7 protein-coding genes are annotated in these 13,754 nt (G+C 66.1%); all 7 read left to right on the plus strand.

What is annotated here, in order from left to right:
* Positions 1-200 precede the first annotated feature (200 nt).
* Entirely contained in the window at positions 201-3,305 is a 3,105-nt protein-coding gene (locus KIH79_RS02850) for an alpha-mannosidase (protein ID WP_219058013.1), read from the plus strand.
* Positions 3,306-3,517: 212 nt separating this feature from the next.
* Positions 3,518-4,789 carry an ABC transporter substrate-binding protein gene (locus tag KIH79_RS02855; RefSeq protein WP_219058014.1) on the plus strand — a complete coding sequence of 424 codons (1,272 nt, stop codon included), beginning with the start codon at positions 3,518-3,520 and terminating at the stop codon, positions 4,787-4,789.
* Between the two features lie 40 nt (positions 4,790-4,829).
* Positions 4,830-5,762, plus strand: coding sequence for a carbohydrate ABC transporter permease (locus KIH79_RS02860; protein ID WP_236023554.1), 933 nt, complete (start codon positions 4,830-4,832; stop codon positions 5,760-5,762).
* 17 nt (positions 5,763-5,779) lie between these two features.
* Positions 5,780-6,616 (plus strand): carbohydrate ABC transporter permease, encoded by an 837-nt coding sequence (locus KIH79_RS02865; RefSeq protein WP_219058081.1) that lies wholly within the window; start codon positions 5,780-5,782, stop codon positions 6,614-6,616.
* A gap of 16 nt (positions 6,617-6,632) precedes the next feature.
* Complete coding sequence (locus tag KIH79_RS02870; RefSeq protein ID WP_219058015.1) at positions 6,633-7,928, plus strand: glycoside hydrolase 5 family protein; 1,296 nt, start codon at positions 6,633-6,635, stop codon at positions 7,926-7,928.
* A 99-nt stretch (positions 7,929-8,027) separates the two neighbouring features.
* Positions 8,028-10,613 (plus strand): glycoside hydrolase family 31 protein, encoded by a 2,586-nt coding sequence (locus KIH79_RS02875; RefSeq protein ID WP_219058016.1) that lies wholly within the window; start codon positions 8,028-8,030, stop codon positions 10,611-10,613.
* 280 nt (positions 10,614-10,893) lie between these two features.
* The gene (locus KIH79_RS02880; RefSeq protein ID WP_236023556.1) at positions 10,894-13,704 is read left to right on the plus strand and encodes an endo-beta-N-acetylglucosaminidase; all 2,811 of its coding nucleotides are present in this window, start codon (positions 10,894-10,896) and stop codon (positions 13,702-13,704) included.
* The last annotated feature ends 50 nt before the right edge of the window (positions 13,705-13,754 follow it).

The following is a 13,754-nucleotide window of genomic DNA, read 5'->3' on the forward strand; positions in this document are numbered from 1 at the left end:
CTGAGGGTACCCTCAGCGAGCCATTTCCGCCACGCGGGGAACGACACGCCGTAGGACGACACGCGGGGGAGCTGGTTTGCAAACGCGCAACGGTCGTGTTATTCTCTAACTAAATCGCTTTAGTAACCGGCGATAGACCACGATGGTCTACTAAATCGCTTTAGTCTCAGCGAAGAGCAGAACCACAACAGAGGAGAGCCATGCTGCTGAAAGTCAATCGCGAGATCGACCGCTGCAAGCGCGTCATGCGCGAACGCGTCTGGCCGCACATCCACCGCACGCTGGCGCAGTGCACCGTCGGCGCCGTCATGAACCCGGGCGAGCCGGAGATGCCGGCCGCGTTCATCACCCGCGCCGTGTCCGGACAGGTCGACTTCAAGCCGCTCGCCGTCGGCGAGCCGTGGGGCACCTCCTGGGGCACCACGTGGATGCGCGTCGAGGGCCAGCTGCCCACCGACCTGCCGGAAGGCCTGGCCATCGAACTCGTCTTCAACCTCGGCTGGCTCGAATGGCCGGTCGGCGGCCACATCGAGGCGCTGGCCTACCGCGCCGACGGCACCGTCATCAAGGCCCTGCACCCGCGCAACCACTGGATGCCGCTCGTCAAGGCCGACGGCACGCGCGACGCGGTCGTCAACCCGGACGGCTCCTTCGTCATCTACGTCGAGGGCGCGTACAACCCGAACGTCCCGTCGTTCACCGTCACCGAACTGGGCACCAAGCCCACCGGCAAGGCCGACGAACGCTACGAGTTCGGCTCCATCGACATCGCCGCGCTCGACCAGGACATGTTCGACTACTGGGCCGACCTCGACGTGATCACCGGATCGCTCGAGAACATGAGCGACGCCGACCCGCGCTACTGGAAGCTCGCCAAGGCCATGCAGCGCTCCATCAACCTGTGGGACGAGAAGGACTACGCCACGCTCGCCCCGGCCCGCAAGGCCCTCGACAAGGTGATGGCCTCCCCGGCCAACGCCTCCGCGATGACCCTGACCGCGATGGGCCACTCCCACATCGACTCCGCATGGCTGTGGCCGGTGCGCGAAACCGAACGCAAGGTCGGCCGCACCGTCTCCAACGCCCTCGCCCTGATGGACATCGACCCGAACTTCACCTACGTGATGAGCGCCGCCCAGCACTTCGCCTGGCTCGAGGAACGCCACCCCGACCTGTTCGAGCGCGTCAAGGCCCGCATCAAGGAAGGCCGCTTCATCCCGGTCGGCGGCATGTGGGTCGAATCCGACGGCACCATGCCGTGCGGCGAATCCCTCATCCGCCAGATCTCCTACGGCAAGCGCTACTTCAAGGAGAAGCTCGGCGTCGTCCCGAACGGCATCTGGCTGCCCGACAGCTTCGGCTACACCGGCGCCTGGCCGCAGATCGCCAAGCGCTCCGGCTATTCGTGGTTCCTCACCCAGAAGCTGTGCTGGAACGACACCACCCGCCTGCCGCACCACTCGTTCATGTGGGAGGGCGTCGACGGCTCGCAGATCTTCACGCACTTCCCGCCGGCCGACAAGTACGATTCCGACATGTCCGGCCACGACATGGCGTACGTGCAGCGCAATTACAAGGACAAGGACACCTCCGACCGCGGCATCCTGCTGTTCGGCTACGGCGACGGCGGCGGCGGCCCGATCCGCGAGATGGCGATGCGCGAGCACCGCTTCGAGAACTTCGAAGGCATGCCGAAGGTCGAGTACGGTACCCCGGACGACTTCTTCGCCAAGGCCGAATCCGAGATGAAGGCCGAGGCCGGCGACGAAATGCCGCGATGGAAGGGCGAGTTCTACTTCGAGCTGCACCGCAAGACCCTCACCTCCCAGCAGGAGATGAAGCGCGGCTGCCGCAAGACCGAATCCGCGCTGCGCGCCGTCGAATACCTCGGCACGCTCGCCACCCTCGAGAACAAGGACTACACGTTCCCGCAGGCCGAGATCGACCGCATCTGGAAGACGCTGCTGCTCAACCAGTTCCACGACATCCTGCCCGGCTCCGCGATCGAATGGGCGCACCGCGTCGCCCGCGAGGACTACGCCCGCGACCTCAAGCGCCTGCACGAGATCGCGCAGGAGGCCGTCGAGGCGCTCGCCGCCGCCAACCCGGACGCCGCGCGCATCGCCAAGGCCCGCATCAGCCAGTTCGCCGAGGTCGGCTCGTGGACGCCGGCCAGCGTGGACGCCGAAGGCGAGCCGGTCGCGATCGAGCGCCACGACGACGGCACGGTCACGCTCGACAACGGCCTGCTACGCGCGCACGTCGCCGCCAACGGCACCGTCGACTCGCTCGTGGACCTCAAGACCGGCCGCGAAATGGTCGCCAAGGACGCCTCGCTCGGCCGCTACGAGATCCTCAAGGACGAGCCCGGCGTGTTCGACGCCTGGGACGTGGAGCGCGACGCGTTCCTGTGCGCCACCCCGCTCGAGGACGGCACGATCGAATCGGTCGAGACCGCCGCCGACGGCTCCGCCGTGATCCGCACCGCGAACGCCTTCCGCACCGACCGCATCGCCACGACGATCACCCTGCGCCCGGGCAAGAGCCAGCTCGACTTCCACGCGGACGTCGACTGGAACGTGCCCGAGAAGCTGCTCAAGGTCGACGTGCCGATGGCCCTGACCGCCACCCGCGCCCAGTACGAGTGCCAATACGGCCTCATCGAACGCCCGATCGTCAAGAACACCGAAGGCGACGAGGCGATGTTCGAAAGCTGCTCGCACCGCTTCGTGCGCATCCACGACTCGTCCTACGGCATCGGCGTGGCCAACGGCTCGACCTACGGCTCCGACGTGAACTCGCTGCGCGACCACGACGGCGCGATCGCCGGCACGATGGTCCGCCTCTCGCTCGTCGCCGCGCCGACCGCACCGGACCCGCGCACCGACATCGGCCGCCACGAGTTCGACTGGACCGTGCTGCCGTGCGCCGAAGTCGCGCCGCTCGTCGCCGCGGCCGGGGAGATCAACGCCCCGTTGATCGACGACATGCCCGCCATCGGCTCGCCGGTCACGATCGAGGCGACGGAAGGCACGCCGGTCATCGACTGGATCAAGCTCGCCGACGACGGCTCGGGCGACGTGATCGTCCGCCTGTACGAGGCGGCCGGAGCCAAGGCCGAAGCCACGCTGCACGCCGACGGCCCGCTCGCCGGCTGGCAGGTGCGCGAGACCAACACGCTCGAGCAGGACGAATCCTACGCGGACGAACCCGCCGGACTCGTCGGCGGCAAGCAGGAGGCCGAAGGCGCCAAGCTCGCGCTCAAGCCGTTCCAGCTGACCACGCTGCGCCTGTCCCGCGACTAGTCCGCAGTATCCAAGATTTCGGTTCCGGGCCGCACACCGCCGGCCCGGAACCGGCACAACCAACCAATCCAACCAACAACCACATAACTCAACATCAACCCGATCCGCGGCGCGTTTCGCCGCGGGTTTCACCCAACGCGGCCGTTTTCGGCCGCATCGCAACAAGCGTTTCGACGAAGAAACATCCAAAACAGGACAAAGGAGAACACCCCATGAAGGGAACCATCAAGAAGGCCGTGGCACTCGGCGCGGCGATCGCCATGATGGGCGGTCTGGCCGCCTGCGGCACCAGCTCGTCGAGCGGCACCACCGAACTGAAGTTCCAGACCTGGAACCTCAAGAACGACAAGTTCACCTCCTACTTCGAGGATCTCATCGCCCAGTTCGAGAAGGACAACCCGGGCGTCAAGATCAAGTGGGTCGACCAGCCGGCCGACAACTACGAGGACAAGCTGTCCACCGACGCCGCCGCGGGCGAGTTGCCCGACGTGGTCGACATGGGCCCGGAGCCGGCCTACACGCTGGCCAAGGCCGGCGTGCTGCTCAACCTTGCCGACGCCGCTCCGGAAGCCGAGAAGGACTTCCTGCCGGCCGCATGGTCCGCCGCCACCTTCAAGGGCACCGACCTCGAGGAGGGCACCTACGGCTTCCCGTGGTACCTCAACTCTGGCCCGACCTTCTACAACAAGGCCGTGCTGTCCGAATGCGGCATCACCGTCGATCCGAACAACCCGCCGACCAAGCAGGACGACATCTTCGCCATGGCCGACACCTTCGGCAAGAAGTGCGGCGGCAAGTACGCGCTGACCTCCGGCATCCCGTCCATCCAGGACTTCGGCATGTACGGCGTGCAGCTCATGAACGACGACCGCACCGAGTTCACGTTCAACAACGAGAAGGGTGTCGAGTTCGTCCAGCACTACATCGACATGTACAAGGCCGGCGCATTCACCGACGACATGCTCAACAGCTCCACCTCCGGCGAGTCCAAGAGCTTCAACGGCGGCTCGCAGGCGTTCATGAACGGCAACGCGTACAGTGTCGACGACATCCGCAAGAACGCCCCGAAGGTGTTCGAGAACCTCGCCATCACCGACTTCATCGCCAACACCAAGCCGAACATGTTCATGGAGATGCTCACCGTGAACGCCACCAGCAAGCACCAGGACCTGGCCATCAAGTTCGCCCGCTTCGTGACCAACTCCGACAACCAGCTCGCGTTCGACAAGAAGGCCAACGTGTTCCCGTCCTCCACCGGCACCATCGACGACGACTTCTTCAACCCGTCCGACGACACGATGGACGCCGAAGCCATGCGCATGTCCGCCGACCAGATCCGCAATGGCGAGATCTGGGGCCCTCCGCAGTTCACCTCCGCCTGCTCCACCATGCTGCGCGAGGAGATCGCCCAGGCGCTGCAGGGCAAGATCACCGCGAAGGAAGCCCTCGACGCGACCGTCAAGTACTGCAACGAGCGCATCTAGCGACAAGCGCGATAAGCGAAATCCGTAAGGAACCCCCATCATGGCAAAGACCAAGACCAAGAAGCGCGGCGGCGACGCCGCCGCGCAGGGGGTCGATCCCCGCTCCAGCGGCCGCATCGTCCCCTGGCTGTTCGTCCTCCCCCCGATCCTGTGGATCTGCACCTTCTCGCTGATCCCGTTCTTCAACACGATCCGCCTGTCGTTCACCGACTCCACGCTGCTCAAGCCCGGCAAGTTCGTAGGGCTCCAGAACTACGTGAACATGTTCACCGACCGGCGCTTCCAGACCGCGTTCTTCAACTCGTCCCTGTACGTGGTGTGCATCGTCCCGTTCATGGTGATCCTGCCGCTCATGCTCGCCGCGCTCGTCGCCGAGAAGACGCGCATCATGAACTTCTTCCGCACCGCCTTCTACACGCCGGTCATCATGTCCAGCGTCGTCGTCGGCCTCCTGTGGACCAACATCCTCGACAAGGACGGCCTGCTCAACGGCACGTTCAAGGCCCTCAAGTGGATCAGCACCCCGATCCCGTTCCTCACCGACCGCTGGCTGCTGCTGTTCAGCGCCATGGCCGTGACCATCTGGAGCGGCCTCGGCTACTACATGCTCATCTACTTGGCCAACATCGCCAACATCGACGGCACCCTGTACGAAGCGGCCTCCATCGACGGCTGCGGCGGCATCCGCCAGTTCTTCCACGTGACCCTTCCCGGCTGCCGCGTGACGATGATCCTCGTCATGCTCCTGAGCTCCATGTCCGCGTTCCGCGTCTTCGGCGAGATCTACATGCTCTCCGGCGGCTCGGGCGGCGTGGGCGGCGCCGACCTGACGATGACCATGCTCATCAAGCAGGAAGGCACCGGCATCAACGCCCGCACCGGCTACTCCGGCGCGCTCGGCATGGTCATGTTCGTGGTCCTCGGCTGCATCATCGGCATCGAATGGATCGTCCAGCGTAGGAGCGAAGACTGATGGCAACCAAAGCAGTGATGGAAAACAAGTACAACCACTACACGCCCGGCAAGGTAGTGCGCATCATCGTGCTGCTCGCCCTGCTGCTCTTCCTCGCGGCCCCGCTGCTGTGGCAGATCTCGCTCGCGTTCAAGGGCCCCAAGGACGACATGTACGCCGCGCCGTACCTGATCCCCGTCGACCCGACCGTCGACAACTTCGTTCAGGTGTTCAAGCGCCTGCCGATCCTGTTCTACGTGGGCAACACGCTCATCGTAGCGGCCCTGAACATCGGCGGCAACATCATCTCCGGATGCTTCGCCGGCTACTCGCTGGCCCTCCTGCGCTTCAAGGGCAAGGGGCTGGTCATCGGCCTGCTGTTCCTGTCCATGCTGGTGCCCGGCGAGACGATCCTCATCTCGCAGTTCCTCATCATCCGCAACCTCGACCTGCAGAACAACCTGATCGGCGTGGCCCTGCCCGGCCTGGTCAGCTCCATGAACATCCTCCTGTTCATGAATGCGTTCAACGCGATCCCGCGCGAAATGATCGAGGCGGCCGAAGTGGACGGCGCGAACATCTGGCAGCGCTTCTGGCGCATCTGCGTCCCGCAGGTCAAGGGCACGATGGCGCTCGTCGGCATCTTCTCCTTCATGGGCTCGTGGAACGACTTCCTCTGGCCGCTCATCGTGCTCACCGACGACTCGCACTACACGCTCACGCTCGGCATGAGCCGCCTGCAGGGCACCTTCGTGTCCGACCCGCGCGTCGTCGCCGCCGGCACCATCGTCGCCCTCATCCCGATCATGATCTTCTTCCTGGTCTTCCAGCGCTACATCTTCAACGGCCTGGAAGCCGGATCGGTCAAGGAATAACCACGGAGCACACACCATGAAATTCGGAGTCAACTACACGCCCTCCGGCGAATGGTTCTACTCATGGCTCAACCCCGACTGGAACGCGATCCGCCGCGACCTCGAGCAGATCGCCGACCTCGGCGCCGACCACGTGCGCGTCTTCCCGCTGTGGACCCTGCTGCAGCCGAACCGCACGTGGATCAACCCCAAGGCCCTCGCCGACCTCCGCCGCATGGTGGAGATCGGCGGCGAAGCCGGGCTCGACGTCTACGTGGACGTCATCCAGGGACACCTGTCGAGCTTCGACTTCGTGCCCTCCTGGCTCGTCTCCTGGCACGACGCGAGCATGTTCGCCGACGAGCCGTCCATCGAGGCCCAGTGCGATCTGGTGAAGGCCATCTACGGCGCGCTCGCCGACGTCAAGGCGTTCGCCGGACTCACGCTCGGCAACGAGTGCAACCAGTTCACCGACCGCACGCACCCGCGCCGCATGTTCGCCATGCCCGACCAGATCGGCGCATGGCTCGACCGGCTCATCGGCTCGGTCGAAAGCCGTGCCCACGAGGACGGCCGCGTGATCCTGCACAGCGAAAACGACGCCGTCTGGTACATGGACGGCCACGCGTTCCGCCCGCAGTACGCCTCCCGCAAGGGCGACATCACCACCGTGCACTCGTGGGTGTTCAACGGCACCGGCCAGCATTACGGCCCGATGTCGCTCGAAAGCACGCACCATGCCGCATGGCTCGTCGAACTGTCGAAGGCGTTCGCCTCGGATCCGCACCGCCCGGTGTGGGTGCAGGAGATCGGCGCCCCCGGCAACGTGGTCGCCCCCGAGGACGCGCCCGCGTTCTGCCGCGAATCGGTCGAGGCCATCGAGGACTGCCCGGACGTGTACGGCATCACCTGGTGGTGCTCGCACCGCATCCCGAAGACGTTCTCGGACTTCCCGTTCTTCGAGCACGAACTCGGCCTGTTCGACGTGGACGGCACGCTCACCGACGTGGGGGAGGCGTTCCGCGACGCCATCCGCTCCGCGAAGGAGGCCGCGCCGGCCCCCGCGCCGCGCACCACGGCCATCGCCATCCCCGTCGACGAGCAGGGCGACCCGACCCTGCGCGCCGCGCTCGCCCCGGCCGGCTCCGTGTTCGAGGCGTGGATGGGTCTGACCCGTCAGGGCGAACGCCCGTGCCTGATCACGTCCGCCGACGCCGACGACCCGGACAAGCTCGCCGCGCGCGGCATCACCCGCGTCGAGAAGGTCGAAGCCGTGGCCGGCAACGCGTACAGCGCGGTCTCCGACCCGGCGTTCGCCGACAAGGGCGAATAGCGGCGAAACGACGGCAACAGCGGCGCATAGAATAGGCGGCGGGCGGGTGCGCCACAGCACCCGCAGGCCCCACGCACCCAAACAGGAAAGGCGGTCGTCATGGTCGACGCGGCACGGTTCACGGCAGAATCACAAGCAGGCAATCCCCGCATGAACCCCCAATGCGTCGTTCAGGGCGACCGCTGGCGCATCGGCATCCTCACCGACTCGCTGGTACGCCTCGAATGGTCCGACAGCGGCGCATTCGTCGACGACCGCACGCAAACCGTCGTCAACCGCGACTTCGGCAGCGTGCCGCGCTTCGACGTGCGCCGCGACGCGGACGGCTGGATCGACATCGAAACCGACCATCTGCGCATCTCGTACAACGGCGAGCCGTTCAGCGCGGAAGGCCTTGCGGTCACCGTCAAGGATTCGCCGTCGCAGCACGGCACGTGGCGATACGGCGACGCGCAGTCCGCCAACCGCGGCGGCACCACGCGCACGCTCGACCAGGTCGACGGCCCCGCGTCGCTTGAACCGGGCCTGCTGTCCGGCGACGGCTGGGCGATCATCGACGATTCGGCCGACAACCTCGTGCGCGACATGCCCGAGGTCAACGGCCGGACCAACCCGTTCGGCGAATGGGTCAAGGCCAAGCCGCACGCCACGCGCGACCTGTACGTCTTCGGCCATGCGGGCCGCATCCGCGAGGCGCTGCGCGACTACTACCGCCTCACCGGCCCCGTCCCGCTGCTGCCCCGATGGGCGTTCGGCAACTGGTGGAGCCGCTACCACCGCTACTCGGACACCGAATACCGCACGCTCGTCGAACGCTTCGAACGCGAGGGACTGCCGTTCACCGTCGCCGTGATCGACATGGACTGGCACGTCACCGACGTGGACCCGAAATACGGCTCCGGCTGGACCGGCTTCACCTGGAACCGCGACCTGTTCGCGCATCCGTCCGAATTCCTCGGCTGGCTGCACGACCACGGCATGCGCACCACGCTCAACCTGCACCCGCGCGACGGCATCCGCGCGTTCGAGGAATCCTACGGACGCGTCTGCACGGCGCTCGGCAAGGACCCGGCGCAGGGCAGCGCGATCGAATTCGACGCGGCCGACCCCGCGTTCATGAACGCCTACTTCGAGCAGGTGCTCCACCCGCTCGAAGACGAAGGCGTCGACTTCTGGTGGATCGACTGGCAACAGGACGGCGTCACGCGCGTCAAGGGCCTCGACCCGCTGTGGATGCTCAACCATCTGCACTATCTCGACTCGGCCCGCGGCGGCAAGCGGCCGATCACGTTCTCCCGCTACTCCGGATACGGCTCGCACCGCTATCCGGTCGGCTTCTCGGGCGACACGGTCGTCACGTGGGAGTCGCTCAAATTCCAGCCGTACTTCACCGCCATGGCTTCCAACATCGGCTACGGCTGGTGGAGCCACGACATCGGCGGCCACATGTTCGGCTACCGCGACGAGGAACTCGAGGCCCGCTGGTACCAGCTCGGCGCGTTCAGCCCGATCAACCGCCTGCACTCGACCGACTCGCCGTTCAACGGCAAGGAACCGTGGAACTTCCACTCCGAGGCCCGCACGGCCATGACGGACGCGCTCAGGCTTCGCCACCGGTTCATCCCGTACCTGTACTCGATGAACCACCGCGCCGCCGTCGACGGCGAGCCGCTCGTCGAGCCCATGTACTGGCAGTATTCGGGCGGCAACGTGCCCACCGAATTCCGTTTCGGCACCGAACTCATCGTCTCGCCGATCCTCGAGCCCGGCAGCCGCGAGACGCAGCGCGCCAAGGCCGACGTGTGGTTCCCGCACGGCGACTGGTTCGACTTCTTCGACGGACGCCGCTACGCATCCCGGCCGGACAACGGCCGCACGATGCAGGCGTGGCGCGGACTCGACCGCATGCCCGTGTTCGCCAAGGCCGGCGGCATCGTGCCGATGCAGCGTCTCGCCGACAGTACGGCCGCTACGCATGACGGGCCGATCAACTCGACCGACAATCCGGCCGCGCTCGACGTGCTCGTCTTCCCCGGAGCGGACGGCTTGTTCGCGCTGTGGGAGGACGACGGCGGCGTCGGCGACGGCAATCACTGGACGCGCACCGATCTCGCGCTCGACTGGACGCACGGAACGTTCACCGTCACCGCGGCGGCGGGGGAGCGGATCGCCATCCCCGAACGCCGGTCGTGGCGCATCGTGTTCCGCGGCGTCGCCGATCCGGCCGTCGGCCGTGCGCACGATCGCGGCGACGGTCTCACGAACGATCCCGCGAACGACGCAGCCGACGACCGCACGCGCGACCTGTCCCGCATCGTCACGGCGACGATCGGCGGCCGCACGGTCGATTGCCTCGCGATGTACGACGAGGCGACGCTCAGCCTGACCGTCGACGTCGCCGACGCGCCGATCACGGACGACCTGCGCATCAGCGTCGACGGCGGACTCGCGATCGCCCCGCAGCCGACCGAACGCGACGCGTTCGCCGTGCTGCGCGACGCGCAGATGCTCTACTTCACCAAGGAGCGCGCGTGGGATCTCGTGCGGCGCGAGGGTGCGAACGCGCTCGCCTCGCTGCACACGCTCGAAATGCCCGCGGGTGACTACGGGGAACCGCAGTGGTTCTCCTCGCACATGCCGCAAAGCGTCGTCGAAGCGCTCGCGGAAGTGCTGCTGCGCGGCTGACACGGCCGCCGGCACAACGACCTGCGACCGCAGCCACGGTCGCACGCGCGGCCGGTGCGGGGACTCCTCCTCCCGCACCTGGTCGCCATCATCAACCCGCGTGACCGGTGAGTCACGCATTTTCCCAACAACCATTTCCCGATAACGCCCCATACCACAGCCGTCCCATGCGGCCGGCCGGGCGCAAGCATGCCCGAAAACGGGCGCGAGACCAAGACGGTCCGGGAAACACCGCAGATGTGTCGGCGCAAGGCAGAGCCGACGACAGGAAAGGAAACCGATGAACAAGAAGACACTCATGTCCGTGTCACGCCGATTCATGGCGGCGGCGCTCGCGGGCGCCATGCTCGCCTCGCTGGCGGCGTGCTCGGCCACGGGCGCGTCCGGCGTGAAGTACACGGTCACGCCCGAAAACGAGAACGAGGAGCTCATCCTCAAGAACCAGCCCGAATCCTCCTACTGGTTCCCCGACAGCCTGCTTGAGTGGAACGCCAAGGACGACCCGGATCTCGCCTACAACGTGAGCACCGTGCCGCTCGCCAAGCGCGTCGACAAGAAGGACCTCAAGACCGTCAACGACACGCAGAACACGGACACCAAGGTGATGGCCATCTCCATCATGAACTCGTCCACGTCGGGCAACGCGCCGCACGGCCTGAACAACGCGAACGCCAACACGTTCTCCTACTGGCAGTACGTCGACCAGCTCGTCTACTGGGGCGGCTCCTCCGGCGAGGGCATCATCGTGCCTCCCAGCCCGGACGTCACCGACATGGCACACACCAACGGCGTGCCCGTGCTCGGCACCGTGTTCTTCCCGCAGAACGTGTCCGGCGGCAAGGTCGAATGGCTCGACCAGACGCTCCAGCAGAACGGGGACGGCTCCTTCCCGGTGGCCGACAAGCTCATCGAGGTCGCCCAGACGTACGGCTTCGACGGCTGGTTCATCAACCAGGAGACCGAAGGCGAGAATGAGACCTCGCTCGGCGCCGAGTACGCCGAGAAGATGCAGGCGTTCATCAAGTACCTGAAGGAACAGGCGCCCGATCTGCGCGTCGTCTACTACGATTCGATGACCAAGGACGGCACGATCGACTGGCAGAACGCGCTCACCGACGAGAACAAGATGTTCATGACCGACGGCTCGAACAAGGTCGCCGACGACATGTTCCTCAACTTCTGGTGGACCGAGGACGAGCTGGCCGACAAGAACCTACTCGAGGCGTCCGCCGACAAGGCCGCGGAAATCGGCGTCGACCCGTACTCGCTGTACGCGGGCGTCGACGTGCAGGCCAACGGCTACGACACGCCGGTCAAGTGGAACCTGCTCGCCGGCTCCGACGGCAAGACCCACACGTCGCTCGGCCTGTATTGCCCGAGCTGGGCCTACTGGGCCGCCGGCAACCCGACCACGTTCCGTGCCAACGAAAGCCGCCTGTGGGTCAACAAGGCCGGCGACCCGAGCCAGACCGACTCGTACGACGGCGACGAGGCGTGGCAGGGCGTGTCCAACTACGTGGTCGAGCAGTCGGCCATCACGTCGCTGCCGTTCGTCACGAACTTCAACAACGGCTCCGGCTACGGCTTCTCCCGCGACGGCAAGCAGATCTCCAAGATGGACTGGAACAACCGCTCCGTCTCCGACATCCAGCCGACCTACCGCTGGATCGTCTCCGACGAGGGCGGCAACAAGACCAAGGCCGACTACTCCGACGCCGAGGCGTGGTACGGCGGCTCGTCGCTCAAGTTCTCCGGCGTGGCCAAGAAGGGCGGCTCCACCGACGTGCGCCTGTATTCGGCCGACGTCAAGCTTGCCGGCAAGACCGAACTGTCGATGACGGCCAAGGCGAACGCCGCCACCGAACTCGACGCCGTGCTCACGTTCGCCGACGGCTCGAGCGAGACCGTCGCGCCGAAGTCGAACAAGAAGATCGGCGAGGACTGGACGACGGTCACGTACGACGTGTCCAAGTACGCCGGCAAGTCGATGACCGGTTTCGACATTCAGTACAAGAGCGACGAGGACAAGGCCGGCTACCAGCTGCTGCTCGGCAACATCACGCTCAAGGACGGCGCCGAGAAGACGTCGGCCGGCAAGGTCACGTCGGTCAGCGTCGACGACAAGCAGTTCGACGACGACGCGATCTACGCCGGCGTGCGTCTGTCGTGGAAGGCCGACGGCGACGCGGCCGCCTACGAGGTGTACAAGATCAACGAGGACAAGTCCCGCTCCTTCCTCGGTATCTCCAATGTCGAGAACTTCTACGCCGCGTCCCTGACCCGCACCGGAGACACGAACAACACCACGTTCGAGGTCGTGCCCGTCGACCGCTACGGCAACCAGGGCACGTCCGCCAAGGCTGACATGGACTGGCCGGACAACAGCAAGCCGAAGGCCGCCGCCACCGTCTCCCGTACGCTCATCGGCGTGGGAGACGAGGTCACGTTCACCTCCGCCAGCTCCAAGAACACCAAGAGCGTCTCGTGGTCGCTGCCTGGCTCCAGCAAGGAGAAGGCCGACGGCGACAAGGTCACCGTCACCTACGACAAGGAAGGCGTGTACGACGTGGAGATCACCGCGAAGAACGACAGCGGCACGGCCACGACCAAGCTCGCCGGCGAGATCGTCGTCTCCTCGAAGATCAAGTCCGGCGGCGCGCTGACGCTGCTGTCGCAGGGCAAGGCGACCGAGGCCGACGGTTTCACCAACGGCAACGAGAAGCCCGACTTCGCGGTCGACGGCGACACGTCCAAGAAGTGGTGCGTCACCGGTCCGGCCCCGCACGAGATCACGATCGATCTGGGCGACGTGAAGACCGTCAGCCAGGTCGACATCGCCCACGCGCAGGCCGGCGGCGAGGACGCGAGCATGAACACGCAGGCGTACTCGATCGCCGTGAGCGAGGACGGCAAGGAGTTCACCGCCGTGGCGACCGTCAAGGGCAACACGGCCGGCAACACGTCCGACGCGTTCGCCCCGGTCAACGCCCGCTACGTCAAGCTCGTGGTGGACAAGCCGACGCAGGGCAGCGACACCGCGGCCCGCATCTACGAGATGCAGGTGCTCGGCGCGGACGGCGCGATCCTGTAATGGTCCTGTAGTGTCCTGCAGCGCCGGTTCCGGCGTGAGACAAGGTCCCG

This window comes from Bifidobacterium miconis (assembly GCF_019331735.1).
Lineage (GTDB): Bacteria > Actinomycetota > Actinomycetes > Actinomycetales > Bifidobacteriaceae > Bifidobacterium > Bifidobacterium miconis.